The sequence below is a fragment of the Gordonia sp. 135 genome (assembly GCF_009720185.1).
GTDB lineage: Bacteria > Actinomycetota > Actinomycetes > Mycobacteriales > Mycobacteriaceae > Gordonia > Gordonia alkanivorans.
In genome coordinates, this window is the sequence record NZ_CP046257.1 from 506,051 (window position 1) to 527,115 (window position 21,065).

The 21,065-nt window shown below is 68.1% G+C and carries 21 protein-coding genes; 13 read left to right on the top strand and 8 right to left on the bottom strand.

The features are described 5' to 3' along the window. Positions 1-4: 4 nt before the first annotated feature. Positions 5-2,455, bottom strand: a complete 2,451-nt coding sequence (locus GKZ92_RS02260; RefSeq protein WP_006359017.1) for a penicillin-binding protein — start codon at positions 2,453-2,455, stop codon at positions 5-7. Positions 2,456-2,794: 339 nt separating this feature from the next. Between GKZ92_RS02260 and GKZ92_RS02265 the strand changes: the two genes are divergently transcribed. Then, complete coding sequence (locus GKZ92_RS02265) at positions 2,795-3,106, top strand: WhiB family transcriptional regulator (RefSeq protein ID WP_035754718.1); 312 nt, start codon at positions 2,795-2,797, stop codon at positions 3,104-3,106. 87 nt (positions 3,107-3,193) lie between these two features. Here the strand turns inward: GKZ92_RS02265 and GKZ92_RS02270 are convergent, their stop codons facing one another. After that, positions 3,194-4,288: an ArsA family ATPase gene (locus GKZ92_RS02270; RefSeq protein ID WP_006359020.1), complete on the bottom strand. Its 1,095-nt coding sequence runs from the start codon at positions 4,286-4,288 to the stop codon at positions 3,194-3,196. Next, complete coding sequence (locus GKZ92_RS02275) at positions 4,288-5,358, bottom strand: ArsA family ATPase (protein WP_006359021.1); 1,071 nt, start codon at positions 5,356-5,358, stop codon at positions 4,288-4,290. The genes GKZ92_RS02270 and GKZ92_RS02275 overlap by 1 nt, the downstream gene beginning before the upstream one ends. A 43-nt stretch (positions 5,359-5,401) precedes the next feature. Between GKZ92_RS02275 and GKZ92_RS02280 the strand changes: the two genes are divergently transcribed. The 7 genes from GKZ92_RS02280 to GKZ92_RS02310 all read left to right on the top strand — a co-directional run bounded on the left by GKZ92_RS02280 (position 5,402) and on the right by GKZ92_RS02310 (position 11,206). Beyond that, a complete protein-coding gene (locus tag GKZ92_RS02280; protein ID WP_004022081.1) occupies positions 5,402-5,566 on the top strand; it encodes a DUF4177 domain-containing protein in 165 nt (54 codons plus the stop codon). 2 nt (positions 5,567-5,568) lie between these two features. Continuing rightward, positions 5,569-6,042: a RidA family protein gene (locus GKZ92_RS02285; protein WP_006359022.1), complete on the top strand. Its 474-nt coding sequence runs from the start codon at positions 5,569-5,571 to the stop codon at positions 6,040-6,042. Between the two features lie 7 nt (positions 6,043-6,049). Next, positions 6,050-6,811: a TSUP family transporter gene (locus tag GKZ92_RS02290; protein ID WP_035754720.1), complete on the top strand. Its 762-nt coding sequence runs from the start codon at positions 6,050-6,052 to the stop codon at positions 6,809-6,811. Between the two features lie 118 nt (positions 6,812-6,929). Next, the gene (locus GKZ92_RS02295) at positions 6,930-8,489 is read left to right on the top strand and encodes an MFS transporter (RefSeq protein ID WP_006359024.1); all 1,560 of its coding nucleotides are present in this window, start codon (positions 6,930-6,932) and stop codon (positions 8,487-8,489) included. A gap of 75 nt (positions 8,490-8,564) precedes the next feature. Beyond that, positions 8,565-9,794, top strand: coding sequence for an MFS transporter (locus GKZ92_RS02300; RefSeq protein WP_230461942.1), 1,230 nt, complete (start codon positions 8,565-8,567; stop codon positions 9,792-9,794). A gap of 97 nt (positions 9,795-9,891) precedes the next feature. Continuing rightward, entirely contained in the window at positions 9,892-10,308 is a 417-nt protein-coding gene (locus GKZ92_RS02305; protein ID WP_006359026.1) for a DUF2628 domain-containing protein, read from the top strand. A 76-nt stretch (positions 10,309-10,384) separates the two neighbouring features. Continuing rightward, complete coding sequence (locus GKZ92_RS02310; protein ID WP_035754723.1) at positions 10,385-11,206, top strand: MBL fold metallo-hydrolase; 822 nt, start codon at positions 10,385-10,387, stop codon at positions 11,204-11,206. A 139-nt stretch (positions 11,207-11,345) separates the two neighbouring features. Here the strand turns inward: GKZ92_RS02310 and GKZ92_RS02315 are convergent, their stop codons facing one another. Further along, complete coding sequence (locus GKZ92_RS02315) at positions 11,346-12,020, bottom strand: Crp/Fnr family transcriptional regulator (RefSeq protein WP_005194565.1); 675 nt, start codon at positions 12,018-12,020, stop codon at positions 11,346-11,348. 221 nt (positions 12,021-12,241) lie between these two features. Further along, positions 12,242-12,502, bottom strand: coding sequence for a hypothetical protein (locus GKZ92_RS02320; RefSeq protein WP_006359028.1), 261 nt, complete (start codon positions 12,500-12,502; stop codon positions 12,242-12,244). Positions 12,503-12,711: 209 nt separating this feature from the next. Here GKZ92_RS02320 and nth point away from each other — a divergent pair, with 209 nt between their 5' ends. From nth to GKZ92_RS02340, 4 genes are read left to right on the top strand one after another with little or no spacing between them, the layout of a single operon-like run. After that, positions 12,712-13,515 carry an endonuclease III gene (gene nth / locus GKZ92_RS02325; protein ID WP_006359029.1) on the top strand — a complete coding sequence of 268 codons (804 nt, stop codon included), beginning with the start codon at positions 12,712-12,714 and terminating at the stop codon, positions 13,513-13,515. Further along, positions 13,512-14,252: a TlpA family protein disulfide reductase gene (locus GKZ92_RS02330; RefSeq protein ID WP_006359030.1), complete on the top strand. Its 741-nt coding sequence runs from the start codon at positions 13,512-13,514 to the stop codon at positions 14,250-14,252. The genes nth and GKZ92_RS02330 overlap by 4 nt, the downstream gene beginning before the upstream one ends. Continuing rightward, the gene (locus GKZ92_RS02335; protein ID WP_035754726.1) at positions 14,249-15,076 is read left to right on the top strand and encodes an NUDIX hydrolase; all 828 of its coding nucleotides are present in this window, start codon (positions 14,249-14,251) and stop codon (positions 15,074-15,076) included. The genes GKZ92_RS02330 and GKZ92_RS02335 overlap by 4 nt, the downstream gene beginning before the upstream one ends. Continuing rightward, positions 15,076-16,269: a MarP family serine protease gene (locus GKZ92_RS02340; RefSeq protein WP_035754728.1), complete on the top strand. Its 1,194-nt coding sequence runs from the start codon at positions 15,076-15,078 to the stop codon at positions 16,267-16,269. Before GKZ92_RS02335 ends, GKZ92_RS02340 begins: the two co-directional genes overlap by 1 nt. Here GKZ92_RS02340 and GKZ92_RS02345 read toward each other — a convergent pair. The 3 genes from GKZ92_RS02345 to acs form a co-directional block, all read right to left on the bottom strand. Further along, entirely contained in the window at positions 16,184-17,248 is a 1,065-nt protein-coding gene (locus tag GKZ92_RS02345) for an alpha/beta fold hydrolase (protein ID WP_006359033.1), read from the bottom strand. The two genes, GKZ92_RS02340 and GKZ92_RS02345, sit on opposite strands and share 86 nt — an antisense overlap. Positions 17,249-17,251: 3 nt before the next feature. Further along, the gene (locus GKZ92_RS02350; RefSeq protein ID WP_006359034.1) at positions 17,252-17,764 is read right to left on the bottom strand and encodes a phage holin family protein; all 513 of its coding nucleotides are present in this window, start codon (positions 17,762-17,764) and stop codon (positions 17,252-17,254) included. Positions 17,765-17,945: 181 nt separating this feature from the next. After that, a complete protein-coding gene (acs, locus tag GKZ92_RS02355) occupies positions 17,946-19,889 on the bottom strand; it encodes an acetate--CoA ligase (protein ID WP_035754730.1) in 1,944 nt (647 codons plus the stop codon). A gap of 409 nt (positions 19,890-20,298) precedes the next feature. On the opposite strand from acs, the gene GKZ92_RS02360 reads away from it, so the two are divergent. Beyond that, a complete protein-coding gene (locus tag GKZ92_RS02360; RefSeq protein ID WP_035754777.1) occupies positions 20,299-21,054 on the top strand; it encodes a hypothetical protein in 756 nt (251 codons plus the stop codon). The last annotated feature ends 11 nt before the right edge of the window (positions 21,055-21,065 follow it).

The following is a 21,065-nucleotide window of genomic DNA, read 5'->3' on the forward strand; positions in this document are numbered from 1 at the left end:
GCGCTCAGCCGGGCAGCTGGATGACGACAGGCCCGACGCCCGGAACCACCACGGTGGTCTCGGTGGGACCGTTGCCGCTGTCGCCGCCTGCCCGTCGACCGTTGCTCACGTAGATCGTCACGGTGCTGCCGGGCATCGCGGAATCCGACGGCGCGGTGAAGACGACCGTGCCCTTCGGGCGGCCGCTGTCGACCTCGAGCTCGTTGACCTTGAAACCGTCTCGCTGGAGCCGCGAGGTGGCCTCACTGGCGGTCAGGCCGCTGACCTGCGGAATTCGGCCGCGATCGCTGCCGCGCCAGTATTCGCGGTCGACCGGGGGCAGCCGGACCGGACCGAACTTCGTGGCCACCGGCTTGACCGCCTGGAACCACGTGCGTGCGGGTTCCATACCGCCGAACACGTTGCCGTCGTAACAGGACCGCAGCGGGCTGGTGCACACACCCTGCGGGTTGGGGCCGTCGCTGTAGACGTAGGCGGCACCCGCGATCTGGTTGGTGAACCCGACGAACGCCGACGACCGGTAGGCCTCGGTGGTGCCGGTCTTGCCCGACATCGGCAGCGTCCAGCCGGCCGAACCCGCAGCACCCGCAGCGGTACCCGCGCCCACGTCGTCCTTGCTCATGGTGATTGCGAGGGTGTCGGCGAGTCCCTTGTCGACGACCTGTTCACAGCCCGGCGAGTTGAAGGGGACCGAGGTGAGGGCACGCCGCCCGTCGGGTCCGATCACCGGGTTGCCGTACTGATCGCGCTTCACCCGGCTGATCGACTTGATCGGGTTGGGCGGGCACCAGACACCGCCGGAGGCGATCGTCGCGGCCACGTTGGCGAGCTCGAGCGCGTTGATGGGCAGCGGCCCCAGGGTGAACGAGCCGAAGTTCCCGTCCTTGACGTACTGGGCCATGCTCTTGTCGCCGTAACCCGACGAGCCGGGCACGGTGTAGGAACGCAGGCCGAGGCGGACGGCCATGTCGACGGCCGGCTTCACGCCTACCTGCTGCAGCAGCTTGACGAAGGCGGTGTTCGGCGACTGCGCGAGCGCATCGGTCACCGACATCGCCGCCGGGTAGCGCCCGGCGTTCTTGACGCAGTAGGAGTTCTCCGGACACCCGTTGGCGCCCGCGCTGTTTCCCATGCCCTCCACTGCGACGAACCCGGGCACCGGGATCGTCGACCCGGCGCCGAGGCCCTTCTCCAGCGCTGCGGCCACGGTGAAGATCTTGAACACCGAGCCCGCGCCGTCGCCGACCATGGAGAACGGCTGCGGCTGCATCGTCTCGCCGGCGGCGAGGTTCAGACCGTAGCGGCGGCTCGACGCCATCGACAGCACGTCATGGGACTTGTCCCCGGGCCGGATCGTGCTCATCACGTCGGCGACGCCGTCGGCGGTGGGGCTGGCCTGGGCCTTGGCCGCGCGATCCGTCGAGCGTTGTACCTCGGGATCGAGGGTGGTCTGGATGACGTAGCCGCCCCGCAGCACGGAGTTGCGCGACATCCCGTTCTCGGCGAGGAACTGCAACGCGTAGTCGCAGAAGAAGCCTTCGCTGTCGGCGGCGATGCAGCCCTGCGTCGGCGTTCGCGGACGCGGCAGCACGCCCAGCGGCTTCTCCTTGGCCGCGACCAGCTCGGCGCGTCGTTCCGGGAAGTTGTCGATCATCGTGTCCAGCACGAGGTTCCGGCGGGTCAGCGTGCCCTCGGCGTTGCTGTAGGGGTTGAGCGCCGAACTGGACTGGACCATGCCCGCCAGCATGGCGGCCTGCTCGACCTGGAGATCCTTTGCCGGGATGCCGAAGTAGGTCTGCGCGGCGGCTTCGATGCCGTAGGCGTTGTTGCCGAAGGGGACGACGTTCAGGTAGCGGGTGACGATCTGCTTCTTCGCCTCCTGCTTGGCGGCGGCGTCGTCGAGGCCCTTGTCGCGCTTGGCCTGGTCGATGAGGGTCTGCTCGAGCGTGAGCGCCATGCGCACCTCGCGCAGCTTGCGTGCGGGGGTCGTCTCGACCGCGGCCTGGCGATCGGCCTCGGTGCGGGCCAGGACGAGCAGTTGATAGTTCTTGATGTACTGCTGGTCGAGCGTCGACGCGCCCTGCTGGACCTCGCCCGACGACGAGTTCTTCAGCGCGGCGCGGATCGTGCCCTTCCAGTCGACGCCGTCGTGCTCAAGGAAGCGCCGGTCCTCGACGGAGATGATCGCGCGGATCATGTCGGGCGAGATGTCGTTGTATCCGACCTGGTAGCGGTACTGGTCGAACAGCACCGCGATCGGCTTCCCGTTGACGTCGGTCATGGTGGTGACCTCCGGCAACGTGCCGTTCAGGAGTTCGGAGGAGACGTTCTCGACTGCCGCTGCCGCCCGGTTGGAGACGACGCCGACCCCACTGGCCACCGGGTAGAGAAGGCCCGCGACGAGAATGCCGGCCAGCAGGCTCGCCCAGGCCAGTGACCACAGCTTCTTCGACATCACCCCGACAGGATACGTGCGATCGGCCGGAACATCGCCCAGCCTCGCCCTCGGGATCCGTGGGGGACCGTTGTGCCTGGACACGATCCGACACCGGGTCGGCGCGACCCCGACCGCGCGTCGGCGCTACCCCGACCGCGCGTCAGCGCAACCCTCCGATCGGATGAGTTTGCACGGTGGTCCCACTTTGTTGCGCTCCAGGGGTTGCGCACACAAGCACAGATCCCTAGATTGAGTGCAGAATGTGACTCACTTAACAGTGAGTTGTAAATGTGGTCTGAGCAGCGAGTTGAGTCCCGAGCTCGGGGCTATGCGGAACACGACAAGTAGGGGTGGCGGATGGCGACAGCGGCAGTTTCTACCGGAGAAGATCGCTTGGCCTGGGTGGCCAAGGCACGATGCCGAGGCGGAGACCCGGACGATCTGTTCGTGAGAGGAGCAGCTCAGCGCAAGGCCGCGACCATCTGTCGGCACTGCCCGGTACAGCTCGAATGCGGTGCAGACGCCCTCGACAACCGCGTCGAATTCGGTGTGTGGGGTGGCCTGACCGAGCGTCAGCGTCGCGCTCTCCTGCGCCAGCACCCCGAGGTGACCTCGTGGTCGGCGTTCTTCGAAGCCCAGCGACGTCGCCAGCGCGCCGACGCGGTCTGATCACCGAGACCTCTTCAGCCAAGGCAATTCGGCTCGACCGGCAGATGCCGGCCGAGCCGAATTGTCGTTGGTCGATGATGAGGGAATTCAGCCCCGTCCGGTGATCTGCTCCGCCACGGCGCGGAGGGCGGTCACATCCGCGACCTCGAACGGCAGTGCCGGGACCCCGACGATCGGCACCCGCGGATGCGCAGCCGTGAACCGCTGCAGCAGATGGAGTTCGCGCTTTCCGGTGGCGGCGCGATCGGCGTGGATCTGCAACACCCCGCGAGTCAGGTCGTCGGTGACCGACTCGAGCGCCACCAGTGCGGCCTCCTCGTGGATAGAGGTGAGATTCGGGTGGGTCCGGTTGAGGATCAGACCCGCGAGCGGCATCGTCTCCTCCGACAGCCGGTCGACGAAGAACGCGGCCTCACGCAGGGCGTCGGCCTCGGCCGCCGCCACCACAGCGAACTGGGTGCCCGGCTGCTTCAGCAGTTCGTAGGTCTTCAGCGCCCGATCCTGGAAGCCGCCGAACATCGAGTCGAGGGACTGCACGAACATCGCGACGTCGCGCAGCATGTCGCCGCCGATGATGGTGGAGACGCCGCGCATCGCCAGGCTCATCGCGCCGGTGACCATGCGGCCCACGCCGCGTCCGCCGCCGACCAGCACCTTCATCAGACGGCCCGACAGGAACGAGCCGAGGCGCTGCGGGGCGTCGAGGAAGTCCAGTGCGTTCCGGGACGGCGGGGTGTCGACGACGATGAGGTCCCAGTGGTCCCGCTCGAGCAACTTGCCGAGTTTCTCCATCGCCATGTACTCCTGCGTGCCGGAGAACGACGACGCGACCGTCTGATAGAAGGCGTTCTCCATGATCGCCTCGGCGCGTTCCGGAGTGGAGTACTCGAGCACCATCTCGTCGAAGGTGCGGCGCATGTCCAGCATCATCGCGTCGAGCGTGCCCTTGCCCTCGATCGGCACGGGCTGCGGCTCGTTGGTGAGCTCGGACATCCCGAGCGACTGGGCGAGCCGCTTGGCCGGGTCGATGGTGAGGACCGCGACCGTGCGCCCCTGCTCGGCCGCGTACATCGCCATGGCGGCCGCGGTCGTGGTCTTGCCGACGCCGCCGGCGCCACAGCAGATGACGACGCGGGTCGCGGGGTCGGTCAGCACCGCCCCCATCTTTAGATCGAGTGGCATCACGCACCCGCTTTCTGGAGAAGGTTGGCCAGCTCGTAGATGGAACCGAGATCGACGCCGTCGCCGAGGGACGGCATTTCGAGCGTCGGCAGTTCAACCTCGTCGAGCTGCGCCTTCGCGATCTGCTGCGCCTGCAGGCGGGTCGCGTGTTCGATCGTCTCGGTGAGCAGGCCGGACAGATCGCCGTCGGCGAGCTTCACACCGGCGGCCTTCAGGTTCTCCTCGATGCGCCCGGCATCGATCTGGCCCTCGGCGATCTCGTCGATCGCGTCGGCGGGCAGGTGCGGGGCACTGACCCGGTTGATGATGAGGCTGCCGAGGTTGAGGTTCTTGCCGCGCAGCTCGTCGATCGCCTCGATGGTCTCCTGGATCGGCATCGCCTCGAGCAGCGTCACCAGATGGACGACGGTCTCCTCCGAATGCAGCAGGCGGACGACGCCCTCGCTCTGATTGCGGATCGGACCGGTCTTGGCGAGGTCGGCCATCGCCTGGGTGACGTCGAGGAAGTTGCCGATCCGGCCGGTCGGCGGTGCGTCGACGACCACCGCGTCGTACACGCGGTCACCCTGCTTGTCGGTGTGGATGATGCGCTCTTTGATCTTGCCGGTGAGCAGCACATCGCGCAGACCCGGTGCCACCGTGGTCACGAAGTCGATGGCGCCGATGCGCTTCATCGCCCGGCCCGCGAAGCCGAGGTTGTAGAACATGTCGAGGTATTCGAGCAGTGCATGTTCGATGTCGATGGCGAGCGCCGACACCTCGCCGCCGCCCTCGGCGGTCGCGATCTTGGTGTCGGTCGGCGGCAGCGGCGGGATGTCGAAGAGCTGCGCGATGCCCTGCCGACCCTCGGTCTCCACGAGGAGGACCTTTTTGCCGTCGGCGGCCAGCGCGAGTGCCAGCGCCGCCGCGATCGTCGTCTTACCTGTTCCGCCCTTGCCCGACACGAAGTGCAACCGGGCGCGCGATGCCGCGTCCGGCCACTCGTTGTCGACAGTGACTGAAGACTTGTCTGTCACGCCGGAATCGAGACCTTCCCCCGCCCCGGAACGTGCGCCCTGTTCATTGGCCACCGCAACACCTTATCCATTGATCGTCGGCAGTTAGGGTGAGTCCATGAGTGAAGTGACTGCGTGGGAATACGTGACGGTGCCGCTGCTGACGCACGCAACCAAACAGATCCTCGATCAGTGGGGTGCCGACGGCTGGGAACTGGTGTCGGTGCTGCCCGGCCCGACCGGGGAGCAGCACGTCGCCTACCTGAAGCGACCGAAGGGCTGAGCATGGCTGCGACCTGGACAGATCGACTCGCCGAACTCGGCATCGCGCTGCCCGACGTGGTGCCGCCGGTGGCCAGCTACACGCCGGCCGTGCGGACCGGAAACCTCGTCTACACGTCGGGCCAGCTCCCGATCGTCGACGGCGAACTCTCGGTACACGGCAAGGTGCACGAAGGTGCCGAGGGCGTCGTCCGGCCGGATGAGGCCACCGACGCGGCACGGGTCTGCGCACTGAACGCGCTCGCCGCGGTGCACGCGCTGGTCGGCATCGACTCGGTCGTGCGCATCGTCAAGGTGGTCGGCTTCGTGGCGTCCGCCCCGGGCTTCACCGGGCAGCCGAAGGTCATCAACGGTGCGTCGGACGTGCTGGGCGAGATCTTCGGGGACGCGGGCGTGCACGCCCGTTCGGCCGTCGGGGTCGCCGAGTTGCCGCTGGGTGCACCCGTCGAGGTGGAACTGATCGTCGAAGTGGCCTGACGTCTCCTTGGACGTCGCGCTACTGATCGTCGCGGCCGCCGCTGCCGGCTGGGTCGACGCCGTGGTCGGCGGCGGGGGACTTGTGTTGATCCCCGCGATGCTGATCGCGCAACCCGGCCTGCCGACGGCGACGGCTCTCGGCACCAACAAACTCGCCGCCGTCTTCGGTACCGCGTCGGCCGCGTGGCGCTACGTGCGGCATGTACGCATCGACCTGCACAGGCTCGTGCCGGTGTTCGTCGCCGCGCTCGTGTTCTCGGCTCTCGGCGCGCTGGTGGCGATCTCGCTGCCGACGGAGATCTTCACGCCGATCGTGCTGGTGATGCTCGTCGGCGTCGGGTTGTTCGTCGCGCTGAACCCCGGTTTCGGGGGTGACGCGTCTGCGGGACCGCGTTCGCGGCTGTCCACGCTCGCCGGTCTGGTGCTCGCCGGTGTCGTCATCGCGTTCTACGACGGGGTCATGGGGCCCGGTACCGGGACCTTCCTCATCATCAGCCTCACCGCGCTGGTCGGGACGTCGTTCCTGGAGAGTTCGGCCATGGCCAAGGTGATCAACACCGGCACCAACCTCGGCGCGCTGACGGTGTTCGGACTCCAGGGGAATGTGCTGTGGCTCTTGGGCCTCGGGCTCGCGGCGGCCAACATCGTCGGCGCCCAGATCGGCTCGCACATGGCCATCGGACGCGGCAGTTCCTTCGTCCGGTGGGTCCTGCTCGCCGTCGTCGTGGTGATGGTCGGGAAGCTCGGGTACGACCTGATCACGGACTGATCCGCCGACCGGACGACCGAACGCCGACCCGGGGGCCGCCCGCGGACCTATCCTCGGTATCGGGTCGGTCGCATGCGTCACCCGATGCTTCGCCGGCCGGCCGGCGAGGCGGTGCGGAATGACCGATGCCACGGTTCCCGGTACCGCCGCGCCGCTGTCGGGAAAGCAACGGGTCCTCGCGCTCCTGCTCGCGATGGCGATGTTCGTGCTGGTCGTCGACACGTCGGTCATGAACGTCTCGATCTCGGCCGTCGTCCGAGACCTGGGGACGACCGTCAGCGGGGTGCAGTCGGCGATCGCGCTCGAAGCCCTGGTGTCAGCGGCGTTCATCCTGATCGGCGGCAAGATCGGCGATCTCATCGGCCGGCGCCGCGCGTACGTCCTCGGTCTGCTCGGCTACGCCGTCGGCGCGATGGCGATGGTGTTCGCCCAGGGACTGACGACCGTCATCGTCTTCTGGGCCATCATCGGCGGAATCGGGGCGTCTCTCCTGTTGCCCGCGATGCAGTCCCTTGTTCACGGGAACTTTGCCGGGGACGACCAGAAGCGGGTCTACGCCCTCGTCGGCGCGGCTGCGGCGATCGCGGCGGCGGTCGGCCCGCTGCTCGGCGGATTCGTCACGACCTACCTCTCCTGGCGACTCGCGTTCCTGAGCGAGGTCGTCATCATCGCGATCGTGTTGTGCGGCATCGGACTCGTCCGCGATGTCGAGTTCACCGGACCGCGCGGCGTCGACCTCGTCGGCGCCCTGCTCTCGGTGATCGGCATGGGTGGCATCGTTCTCGGAATCCTGGTGTGGCAGGAGGGAGGGGAATCCGTAGGTGCACTGCTGGTGGTCGGGGCCGCCGCGCTCGCGGGTCTGACCTGGTGGCTGATCCGGCGGCGGCGAGCCGGTCGGCCCACCCTGCTCGACCCGGAACTGTTCCGCTCCAAGCCGTTCCGGATCGGGGTGAGTCAACAACTGCTCCAGCAGATCGCCCTGGGCGGCATCATGATCGCGCTGCCGATCTATCTGCAGATGGTCCTCGAATACGACGCGATGCAGGCCGGCCTGTCATTGGCGCCCTTGTCGCTCAGCATGTTCGCGGTGGCGCTGCTCGCCGGCCGGAAGGCGGGCGAGCGGCCCGCGTCGACCATCGTCCTCCTCGGCTTCGCGCTTCTCACCGCGGGTATCGCCGTGCTGATCCCGATCGTGCCCCGCGCCGAATTCGGTTGGGGACTGATCATCCCGCTCCTGGTGGCCGGATCCGGGCTGGGACTGCTCGTCTCCCAACTCAACGACTACACGCTGGGGCCGATGAGCGAAGAACGGGTGAGCGAGGCGGCCGGGACGAACTCCGCCGCCGGCTCGTTCGGACTCTCCTTCGGCCTGGCCTGTGCGGGTGCGGTCCTGCTGGCGTCTCTCGCGTTCGGGTTCACCGCCGAGTCGGAATCGAGCACCGTTCTGGAACCTGCTGAGCAGCAACGTGTCGCGCAGGTGCTCGACGACGACGCGCAGGTCATGAGCAACTCCCGACTGTCAGAGCTGCTCGCCGGACAACCACCGGAAGTCCGCGCCGAGATCATCCGGATCAACACCGACGTCCGTCCGGTGGCGTTGCAGGTGGCACTGGTGATCCCGCTGGCCGCGGGTGCACTCGGGACCCTGAACGCGTTGCGCATGCGGCGCACGGGTTGAGATGACGTGGCGGTGTCGCGCCGGAACGTCGATGCTGTGGGGGTGAACGCCCCGAGTGAATCCGTCGCCGAACCGATGCACGCCGCGATCCAGCGGCGTACCGTCGTCCTGCTGTGCCTGGTCCAGGTCCTGGGTGGCGTGTCCATGGGCGGGGCACTGGCACTCGGCGCTATCCTCGGTGAGGAACTGTCCGGGACCGAGTCGCTGGCCGGATTGCCGGCCACGGTGCTGACTCTCGGTGCCGCGGCGGCCGGTCTGCCGCTCGCCGCGCTGGCATCGGCGCGGGGGCGGCGACCTGCGCTCACCACCGGTCTGCTCGTGGCCGCCACGGGTGCCCTGATCGTGGCCTTCGGCGTGGATCAGGGCCGGTTCCTGCTGATGCTCGCCGGAATGATCGCACTTGGTTCGGGCACCGCGGTCAGCCTCCAGGCGCGTTTCGCGGCAACGGATCTGGCCGCACCGGAGACCCGCGGACGAGACCTGTCGCTGGTGGTGTGGATGACGATGGTCGGCGCCGTCGTCGGCCCCGCGTTGGTGCCGCTGGGGGCGACGGTCGCGGGATGGGTCGGGATGGCCGACATGGCAGGTCCGTTCCTGCTGGGTGCCGTCGGATGCTTGTGTGCCGCAGCAGTACTCCTCGTCGGGCTGCGGCCCGACCCGCTGATCGAGGCCAATCGTGGGACTCCGAAGTCGACGTCGAGACCGTCTCTGGCGGATGGGTTCTCGGCGATCGTGCAATCCCCCTCCGCCCGAGCTGCGTTGGCGGCGGTGGTCTCGGCACACGCGCTGATGGTCGGGGTGATGGCTCTGACGCCCGTCCACACGCACCACGGTGGCGCGTCGGTGACTCTCGTGGGGTTGTCGATCAGCGCTCACATCGCCGGGATGTACGCGCTCTCGCCGGTCATGGGCGTCCTCGCCGACCGTGCGGGACGCGTGCCGGTGATACTCGGTGGCCAGGCGGTGCTCGTGGTCAGTTGTGTCCTCGGGTTCGTCTTCGTCGACTCGCAAGCCGGCCTGGTCGCCGCGCTGGTCGTGCTGGGCATCGGATGGTCGGCGTCCACGGTTGCCGCGTCGACGCTGCTGACCGATGCCGTCGACGTGACGAGACGCGCTGCTGCACAGGGGGTCTCGGACACGTCGATGAGTCTCGCGGGTGCCGGGGCGGGCGCGCTCGCCGGGGTCGTGGTGGGAGCTTTCGGCTACGCGACTCTCGTCCTCGGTGCCGGGACGATCGCTGTCGTCACCGCGGTATACGTCGTCGTCGACGGTGCGCGCGGGCGACGACAGGCGGCGATGGCCTAGAGTTCGAGCGACGGCAGTGCCGAGGGCGTGAACGAGGCGGCCGATGAGTAGTCCGTGAAAGGTACCCCGGTCGTCGGGGGTCGAGGAACAGGAAAAGATGACCTTCTCCGAACAGCCCATCCGTGATCAGGCCGTACCGCCGAGCTGGCACAGCCGGTTCGCCTTCTACGACGCCTACGGACCGCCCGCCGACCCGCCCGCCCGAGAGGCGATGAAGCGGCTGTCATTCGGGCAGCGCGCGCGGCTCGCGTTCAATCCACTGGCGTTCTTCTTCGGACCGATCTACTTCGCCGTGAAGGGTATGTGGCGCAAGGGTCTGATGCTGTTCGCACTGACGCTCGTGTTCAACTTCGTGCTGTTGACCCTGAATGTCCCGAGCAGCTTCGACCTGGCCATCGCGTGTGGTGTCGGTGCGCTGTACGCGACGACCGCGAACTACGCGTGGTACCTGCACGTCCGGAACGACAACCGGTCGTGGAACGTCTTCGAGGGCATGGGGCGCAGTAAGAGCTGACCGCGGATCGACTCACCGTGGTCGGATGCGCGGAGCAGTGTGTCCCGGGTCGCCGGCAATGGATAGGCTCGGAGTCATGAGCGACTCCGACGATGCCGTTCCCCCACACCCCGCCTACGGGGTGCTGCGGGAGGTCACGCCCTTCGCCTCGGTTCTGTTGTGCGACAACTCGGGGATGATGGAACTCGACGGCACCAACACCTACGTGTTGCGGGCGCCGGGCAGTGACGAGTGCGTCGTCGTCGACCCCGGCCCGCCGAAATACAAGCACCACGCACGACGCCTCGCCGAACTGCCCGGGGTCGCACTGACCCTCATCACCCACCGGCATTTCGACCACACCGGTGGGGTCAAGCGTCTCCACCAGCGCACCGGTGCGCCCGTGCGTGCGCGTCTCGACAAGTTCTGCCGGAACGCCGAACCCCTACGCGACCGCGAGGTCATCGAGATCGCGGGGCTGCGGATCACCGTGCTGCACACACCCGGACACACCGGCGACTCGGTGAGCTTCCTCGTCGAGCACGACGACCAGCGCGCGGTGCTGACCGGAGACACCATCCTGGGAAGTGGCACGACCGTACTGGACCCCAGCGACGGTGGGCTGCGCGACTACCTGAACTCCCTCAACCGGCTGATCGTCGAAGGTGACGGTGCGGCACTGCTTCCCGCACACGGCCCCGATCATCCCGATCTCGTGCCGGTCGCCCGGTTCTACAAGGCCCACCGCGAGGAGCGGATCGACCAGATCGTGGCCGCCCTCGACGACATGGGCGTGTCTCCCCACGAGGCGAAGCCGATGAAGGTGGTGCGCCGGGTCTACTCCGACGTCGACAAGAAGCTCTGGCCGGCCGCGCGGATGTCGGTGAAGGCGCAGCTGGAGTATCTGCGGCACGCCTGACCCTATCTAGGCTCGCTCCGCTCGCACCTCAGTAGGCGAGTATGGGTCGAGAAGTGCGAGAGCCGCTCGTCCCTGAGGAACGAGCGGCTCTCGTCGTACTAGCTCCCTGAGGAACGAGCGAAGCGAGTGTCACGAAGGGTCAGCGTGCGCGGCGCGCCAGACGCTCGGAGTCGGCGATCAGGACGCTCTTGCCCTCGAGGCGCAGCCAGCCGCGCTGGGCGAAGTCGGCGAGTGCCTTGTTCACGGTCTCGCGCGAGGCGCCGACCAGCTGGGCGATCTCTTCCTGGGTCAGGTCGTGGGTGACGCGCAGGGCGCCGCCCTCCTGGGTGCCGAAACGCTGCGCGAGCTGCAGGAGCTGCTTCGCGACGCGACCGGGCACGTCGGTGAAGATCAGGTCGGCGAGGTTGTTGTTGGTGCGGCGCAGACGACGCGCGAGCACGCGGAGCAACTGCTCCGCGATCTCGGGACGGTCCTTGATCCACGCGCGCAGGGCGTCACGGTCCATCGACACCGCGCGGACCTCGGTCACCGTCGTCGCCGACGAGGTACGGGGGCCCGGGTCGAAGATGGAGAGCTCGCCGAACATGTCCGACGGTCCCATGATCGTCAGCAGGTTCTCGCGACCGTCCGGGGAGCGACGGCCGACCTTCACCTTGCCGGACATGATGATGTAGAGCCGGTCACCGGGCTCGCCTTCATGGAAGATGACGTGTCCACGAGGGAAGTCAACGGGCTGAAGCTGCTTGGTCAGCGCCGCGACGGCAGAAGGCTCGACACCTTGAAATATGCCTGCCCGCGCCAGTACTTCTTCCACCTAGGGAACCTTTCTCGAAATCTTTGCTACAGCCACGTGTGAGATCGCGCCCTTGGATACGCTACCCCGCGAACCAGCATAGGTGTTGAATGGGTCACTGACGGCGCATTACGGGTGTGTCTGACGGACTAGATGCGGCGATTCGACGATCATCGGCCGCCGATGGGCTGTCGACACCGAGAAAGAGGCGTCGGGAACGGTGTGCGCTTGCTGCTCGCGGATCAGCTGGCCCGCTGCGGCGAGGCGGCGTGCTCGGCGGATGCCGGATCGTGGTCGAAGCGATGGAACCGCAACTCGTGCAGTTCGGCGGGCGCGGAACCGTGCGGCGGCTTGCCGGCGTTCTGGGACCCCGTGCGGTCGATGAATTCGTCGACCTCGTCGTTCGAGACGGACACGCGGTCGACCCGGGCCTGCAACTTGTCCATGCCCATGGCGAAGAGCATGAGTACAGCCGGGAACAGCAGTGCTGCGAGACCATGCATGGGGACAAGTAAACACAATCGACCCCGCAGAATCCTCATCGGACAAGGCGACGTCACTGACTTGTTACCTGACCGTAGGTTGCGTCCCTCATTTCGCCCGATTGAGCCGGGTAGCTCACACCGGAACCGGAGCAACGCCCTTGACCTGCGGTGATGGGCTCGGGCGTGCGGGTCGGGGCGGCCACCGACGGCCGTGGTGAGCGGAGTTCGTGCAGGACATCGCTAACCTGAATCACGTGAGCGCACGTAAGGCTGCGTCCGTGGGTCAGGCCCCGGCCCGCAAGCAGGAGACCCACCTCGGGCTGGTCCGACGCGCGCGCCGGATGAACCGCACCCTCAAGGTCGCGTTCCCGCACGTGTACTGCGAACTCGACTTCACCAACCCGCTCGAGCTGTCGGTCGCCACCATCCTGTCGGCTCAGTGCACCGACGTGCGGGTCAACCAGACCACCCCGGCGCTGTTCGCGAAGTACCGCACCGCCCGCGACTACGCCGAGGCCGACCGCACCGAACTCGAGGAGATGATCCGCTCGACCGGCTTCTACCGGAACAAGGCGAACTCGATCATCGGACTCGGCCAGGCCCTCGTCGAGCGGTACGACGGTGAGGTCCCGAACAAGTTGAAGGACCTGGTGTCACTGCCCGGGTTCGGCCGCAAGACGGCCAATGTCGTTCTCGGAAACGCGTTCGGGGTCCCGGGGATCACCGTCGACACGCACTTCGGTCGCCTGGTCCGACGCTGGCAGTGGACCGAGGAAGAAGACCCGGTGAAGGTCGAGCACGCCGTCGGTGAACTGATCGAACGCAAGGAGTGGACCGACCTGTCCCACCGCGTGATCTTCCACGGTCGGCGTGTGTGCCATGCCCGCAAGCCTGCGTGTGGGGTCTGCATCCTCGCCAAGGACTGCCCGTCGGTGGGCACGGGTCCGATGGACAAGGCCGAGGCGGCCGCACTGGTCAAGGGCCCCGAGACCGAGCACCTGCTCCGACTGGCGGGACTCGCCGCCCCGTGAACGACAACGCCACCGAACCGGCGACCCCGCAACCCGCCGATTCCCCCGAACCCCCCGCGCCGCCGACCTCTCGCTTCCCGGCCGCTGCGCGCTGGACCCTCGTCTTCGTCATCGTGATGATCGCGCTCATCGTCGCGATCTGGCCCCGCGGCGACGCCCCTTCGCCGACCACCGGGTCGCCGCCGTCGGTCAGCGGGCCACGCCCCTTCGACGCGCCGGTCGACGAGGCCCGCGTGGCGCAGGCACGGGCCGACGCAGAGCTCGCCGACTGCCCGGTCACGGGCCTGCCGGAGAACCCGGACTCGGTGCTGGCCGGCATCGTCGAACCGTGTCTGGGGACCGGCGCGCCGTACGACCTCGGCGCTGCCACCGCGGGAAAGCCCCTCGTCGTCAATGTCTGGGCGCAATGGTGCGGCCCCTGCAAGACAGAGTTGCCGTACTTCGAGGAGTTCGCCGCTCGTGCCGGCGACCGCGTCACGGTGCTGGCACTCCATGCCAAGGAAGGCGGGACCAACCCGTTCTTCCCGCTGACACTGCTCACCGAGATCGGAGTTCGCTTGCCGTCCGTGCTCGATCCCGACGGCCGGGTGGCCGCCGCCATCACCGCGCCACGGGTCTTCCCGTCGACCGTCTTCCTGCGTCCCGACGGCACGATCGCCAAGGTGTACCCCGGAGTGTTCGACAGCCCGCAGGAGATCGCCGACGCGGTCGAGGAGTACCTGGGCGTGACCGTATGAGCAACGACTCGCACGTCGGCCCGCTCGTGCATCCCGACGAGATCCCGCCGTGGATGCATGCGATGACCGGCGACGTCGGCGCTGTCTCCGAGAGCGTCAACAATCGGGGCGGGGACCGGACCCGTTGGGCCCAGATGTTCCGGCGCGACCGCCGCGCAGCCGCGGTCCTGGTTCTGTTCTCCGGTTCCTGGGAGGCCGCCGACGATCATCCCGGCGGCGTTCCCGCCGACGCCGAGGTGCTCCTGACCGAACGTGCGTCGACCCTGCGTCAGCACAGCGGACAGGTCGCCTTCCCCGGAGGTGCTGCTGATCCGGGCGACGACTTCCCGGTAGGCACCGCACTGCGCGAGGCGCGTGAGGAGACCGGTCTCGACGCGTCGGGTGTGCACATCGTGGCAAACCTGCCGACCTTCCCGGTTCCGCCGTCGGGCTTCGACGTCGTGCCGGTGATCGGCTACTGGCGCGAGCCGAGCGAGGTCAGGGTCGTCGATCCGGGTGAGACCGCCCGCGTCGACCGCATCAACCTGCGTGAGCTCCTCGCTCCCGAGAACCGCTTCCAGGTGCGTCGTTCGGTGATGGGCGGCCGCCTCTATCAGGGTCCGGCCTTCTTCGTCGACGGTCTGCTGGTCTGGGGCTTCACCGGCGGACTCATCGCGGCCATCAGCGATGCATCCGGCTGGGACCGCCCCTGGGACAAGAACGATGTCCGACCGCTCGACGAGATGATCGAACGTGCGGGCAACCGTCAGGAGTCGGGTTTCAGCGCGGTCCATCCGCGTGGGACCACCGACCCCGACGCCCACGCCGGACCCGGTGCGAACTGATGACCGGGTCCGCGTGGGTCGACGTCATCGTCATCGGCATCGCGCTCCTCGCCGCGATCAGCGGCTACCGGTCCGGTGCGGTCGCCTCGGCGCTCGCGTTCATCGGCGTCGCGCTCGGGGCGGTCGCGGGACTGCTCCTTGCGCCGCATCTGATCGAGCGTTTCGACGACCTGCAGGTCCGGGTGCTCGTCGGGATTGCCGTGCTCGTCGTGCTGGTGGTCATCGGTGAGGTGGCCGGCATGGTGTTGGGCCGGGCCGCGCGAGGCGGCATCCGGTCGCCGGGACTGCGGGCCATCGACAGTGGCGTCGGCTCGATCCTGCAGGTCGTGGCCGTGCTCCTGGCCGCGGGACTGCTGGCGATCCCGTTGCGCGGTTCCGCCGACCCGGCCATCGCCGGGGCGGTACGCGACTCCAAGGTCCTGACCGGCGTCGAGGTGCTGTCGCCGCAGTGGGTCAACGATCTGCCCGGCGATTTCAAGGCGCTCCTCGACAGTTCCGGGCTTCCCAAGTTCCCGTTCGTGAGCACGCCGTCGACCAATGTCGACCCGCCCGACCCGGCGCTGGCCGACCTGCCCGTGGTCCGCCAGGCGCGTCCGAGCGTCGTCAAGATCGAGGGTGTCGCGCCCAGCTGCCGCCAGGCCCTCGAGGGCAGCGGCTTCGTCGTCTCGCCCGAGCGCGTGATGACCAACGCCCACGTGGTGGCCGGCACCGAACGCCTCGAGGTCGAGACCTCCACCGGGGCACGGCTCCCCGCGAAGGTCGTCCTCTTCGACAGCGACACCGACATCGCCGTCCTCGACGTCCCCGGCCTCCGCGCGCCCGCACTGAGATTCGCCTCGCGGCCGGCGTCGACCGGCGACGACGCCATCGCGCTCGGCTTCCCCGAGGCCGGGCCGTTCTACGTCAGCCCGCTACGTGTCCGGTCGACGTTCAACCACACCGGCGACGACATCTACCGGTCCGGTCAGGTCACGCGTGAGGTCTATGCCGTGCGCGGATCGATCCGGCAGGGCAATTCCGGTGGACCGCTGCTCAACTCGGACGGCGAGGTGCTCGGCGTCGTGTTCGGTGCGGCGGAGAACGTGGCCGACGAGACCGGCTTCGTGCTCACCGCCCGTCAGGTGCGCGCCGACTTCGACGAATCCGAGCGACGAAGCGAGCGGGTGAGTACCAAGAGGTGCGTGCTGGCCTGATCCGCCGCGCCTTCTCGGTGGCCACGTCGTTGGTCGCCTCCGGTTCGGTCCGGAGGAACTCGAGGATCGCCTCGGTCACCGCCGCGGGCTGCTCCTGGTGCACGAAGTGCCCGCTGCCCTCGATCTGCCGGTAGGTCTGGTGCGCCGCCCACCGACGGCCGTCGGCGATGGCGTCGCTGAGGATGTACGGGTCGTCGCGGCCGCGCAGGGCGAGGACCGGCAGGTGTAGCCGCTGGTCCATGAGCTCCATGAAACGCAGTCCGTCGGGCCGGAACTGGGAGCGGAACGCCCAGCGTCGGTACTCCAGACTGCAGTGCGCGACGTAGGGGATCAGCATCGCCGACCGGTTCAGTTCGACGGTCTGCGCGTAGTCGGGTCCGGAGCGCCAGGACGACGACGAACGCTGCGCGAAATAGTCTGCGATGAACGCCGCGTCGTCCCGGGTGACCTGTCGTTCGCCGACGCGCGGGATCTGGTTGCGCAGGAAGAGGTTCAGGAACTGTTCCCGCTGAGCCCGGTCACGCAGCGCGCGTCGACGCAGTGCCCGCGGGTGAGGCGACGCGACCACGACGATCCGGTCGACGACGCGGGGATGCAGGGTGGCGGTCGCCCAGCAGACCAGTCCGCCGTCGGAGTGGCCGATGAGTGTGGCGCTGGTGTGCCCGAGGGCGCGGACGAGACCGTTGGTGTCACCGGCCAGGGTCCAGCCGTCGTAGCCGCGAGGCGGTTTGTCGGTGTCGCCGTAACCGCGGAGGTCGACCGCGACGGCCCGGAAACCGGCCTCGGTGAGCGCGGTCAGCTGGTGTCTCCAGCTCCACCAGAACTCGCCGAAGCCGTGGAGCAGCAGTACGAGCGGTCGGTCGCCGGCGGGAACCCCCGCCGGTTCGACCGCGTGGAACCGGACACCGTTGGCGCGGACGTCGAGGTGCTCCCAGTCGCCGGGAAGACGAACGCTCGACGGGTCAGGTGCCTCGCTCAAGACTCACCCCTCGCGGGCGGGAGGGATCCTCGGGTGCGCCGGGGCCTGCGGATGGCCGGGGCCGCGGTGGGGCAGCACCGTCGACAACTCGTTGACCGATTCCATCGTCTTCTTCGGTCCACGGACTTTCTTGAAGAAGATGTAGCCGACGAACGCCGCGATGCAGGTGACCACGACGAGGATCAGGAAGACGATCAGGAACGCCAGCCAGCGCCACACGAACTCGTCGAGCAGTTCGGCCAGGAAGAAAAAGAAGAAGAAGCTGGAGTACAGCGCCATCACGCCGGCGACGATCAGCAGACCCGTACCCGCGCCGGCCTTCTTGGCCTCACCGACGAGCTCGGCCTTGGCGAGGGCGACCTCGGACCGGAACAGGGTCGAGACGCTCGCGGTGGCGTCCTTGACCAGGCTCCCGATGCTCGGCTCGCCGTTGGGACCGGCGTTCGCGTCCGAGAGTGGGATCGACGGGACGGAGTCCCGGCCCGCTTCGGGCAGGCCGTGCTCGTTGGGGCTCACAGAATCCTCCGTTGTTCGGCTGATGGCCATATGTTGCCATGTGTGGGCTCACGAGGTGGCGGCCCACCCGGCGAGATGCCGGTGAAAGTCCGCCGAGAGCCCGATGCGCCGCCGGTGAACTTGTCACCGGCGGCGCATCGACGCAGTCGTTCCTGCTCCCTGAGGAGCGGGCTCGCGAGCGTCAGGACTTCTTCGAGCGGATCGCCTCGAACACCGACGGATCGACGAGCGTCGAGGTGTCGCCGAGCTCGCGACCCTCGGCCACATCCTTGAGCAGGCGGCGCATGATCTTGCCCGAACGCGTCTTGGGCAGCTCCGGCACGACGTTGATCTCGCGCGGCTTGGCGATCGGGGAGATCTCCACCGACACCTGCATGCGGAGCTCGGCGATCAGCTCGTCGCCGGTGTTCTCGACGCCCTCGCGGAGGATGACGAAGGCGACGATGCCCTGGCCGGTGGTCTCGTCGGCGGCGCCGATGACCGCGGCCTCGGCCACACCGGAGTGCCCGACGAGGGCCGACTCGACCTCGGCGGTGGAGATGCGGTGGCCGGACACGTTCATCACGTCGTCGACGCGGCCGAGGACCCAGAGGGCGTGGTCCTCGTCGTAGCGGGCGCCGTCACCGGCGAAGTACCAGCCCTGCTCGGCGAAACGCGACCAATAGGTGTCGCGGAAGCGCTCCTCATCGCCCCAGATCCCGCGCAGCATCGCCGGCCACGGCTGATCGAGGACGAGATAACCCTGCTCGCCGGCGCCGACGGGGTTGCCCTGGTCGTCGACGATGTTCGCGCTGATGCCGGGCAGCGGCTTCATCGCCGAGCCGGGCTTGGTCGCGGTCACGCCGGGAAGCGGCGAGATCATGATCGCGCCGGTCTCGGTCTGCCACCAGGTGTCGACGATCGGTGCCTTGCCACCGCCGATGACCTCGCGGAACCACCTCCACGCCTCGGGGTTGATCGGCTCGCCGACGCTGCCGAGCAGGCGGACCGACGACAGGTCGTGGGCCTCGGGGATCTGCTGGCCCCACTTCATGAACGTGCGGATCAGCGTCGGGGCGATGTAGTAGATCGTGACGCCGTACTTCTCGATGATCTCGAAGTGGCGATGCTCGTTGGGGGAGTTCGGGGTGCCCTCGTAGACCACCTCGGTGGCGCCGTTGGAGAGCGGCCCGTAGACGAGGTACGAGTGGCCGGTCACCCAGCCGATGTCGGCGCCACACCAGAAGACGTCGCGGCCTTCCTTGTGGTCGAAGACGTAGTGGAAGGTGTAGCTGACCTGGGTCAGGTAACCGCCCGAAGAGTGGACGATGCCCTTGGGCTTGCCGGTGGTGCCGGAGGTGTAGAGCAGGAACAGCGGGTGCTCGGAGTCGAAGGCCTCCGGTTCGTGGACGTCGGACTGCTGGTCGACGGTGTCCTCCCACCAGACGTCGCGTCCCTCGACCCAGTTCAGGTCGGGGTCGTGATTGGTGCGACGCACCACGAGGACCTTCTCGACCGACTTCGCGGCGTCGTCGCCGGTGCCCAGCGCCTCGTCGACGTTGGTCTTGAGGGGGGCGGGCTCGCCGCGTCGGTACTGACCGTCGGTGGTGATGACGAGCTTGGCCTCGGCATCGTCGACGCGGGAGCGCAGGGCGCCCGAGGAGAAGCCCGCGAACACGACGGAGTGGGTGAGGCCGAGGCGCGCGCAGGCGAGCATCGAGATCAGGGCCTCGGGGACCATCGGCATGTAGATGGCGACGCGGTCGCCGGCCTGCAGGCCGATGGAGGTGAAGTAGTTGGCCGCCTTGCTGACCTCGGTGAGCAGCTGGCTGTAGGTGAGGTCGCGGGTGTCGCCGGGTTCGCCGACCCAGTGGATGGCGACGCGATCGCCCTTGCCCGCGGCGACGTGCCGGTCCACGCAGTTCACGGAGACGTTGAGCTTGCCTCCGACGAACCACTTCGCGAACGGTGCGTTCGACCAGTCGAGGGTGTCGGTGAAGTCGGTGGCCCAATCGAGTCGACGCGCCTGCTCCGCCCAGAACTCGAGTCGGTCCGCGTCTGCACGGTCGTAGATCTCGGCGTTGGCGTTGGCCTGCGCGGCGAACTCTTCGGATGGCGGGAACGCCTGGACGGTGGTGGAGGACATCAGTGAAATGAGCCTTTCGCTTCTCGACGGCGGATCAACCCAGAGTAAAGGTGACACGACGGGATGACGGATCGCTGGTGTGAGCGTAGTCACGCCACGTTGCAACGGGGTACCGGTGCTCCGATGAGCGTGGTCGATTCGCGACGAGCGGTGGCTCTTTCGCGACGAGCGGTCGTCACCCATTGTTCACGCATGACCGCGGCCTTGTTCAGGCGCCCGCAAGAATGGGCGGAGGGCGAATATTCGAAACCATCACTAACAATAAGTGTCGTCATGGTTCGTTCGTGAGGCCTTTCGATCATCGACCGGTTGGACTACATCGATGTCCGGGTTGGAGCGAGGCGCCGTGGGTATGGTCCGACCGGGGTCGGGGGAGCACGCGACGAGTTCGCGCAACTATCGTCAGGGCGTGACCAACGATCCTTTGGCTCCTCTGCTGGACCTCCCCGGCGTGGCCGACGCTGCCGATCGAGCGCGTGACGCGCTGTCCGCGGTGCATCGGCACCCCGCCAACCTGCGCGGATGGGACAAAACGGCCACCGAGGCGTCGTGGCGGGCGGGCCGGTCGTCGGCTGCGATCGACGGCGGAAGCGTGGAACTACGCCGCGACGGGGACTTCGACGATCCGATTCTCGCGGGGGCGATGCGCGTGTCGCAGGCCCTCGACGGTGAATCGCTCGAGACCCTCACCGGCGTGATCCGACGCGCCCCTGCTCAGGCACTCGCTCGTTTGCACACGCTCGCCGCCGCCGACCTCGTCGCGAATCCCGACGAGCTGGGCCGCCCGCGACCCGAGACGGATGTGGCGAATCGTCTCGATCTGTTGGGGCAGTTGATAACCGGTGCCACGTCGGTGCCGGCGCCGGTGCTCGCCGCGGTGGTGCACGGCGAGCTTCTCGGGCTCCAGCCCTTCCCGACTGCGAACGGAGTGGTCGCGCGTGCCGTGTCCAGGCTCGTGGGCGCCGCGACGGGACTCGACCCGCATTGTCTGGGGGTCCCGGAGGTCACCTGGTTCAAGCGCGCGGGTGAGTATCGGTCGCTGGCGGCGGCCTTCGCCTCGGGTGGTCCGGACGGGTTGCGGGACTGGCTCGTGTTCTGTTGCGAGGCGCTCGAAGCCGGTGCGGCGGAGGCGAAGTCGATTGCCGATGCGGCGCGGGCGGGGTAGTTCGAACCGAC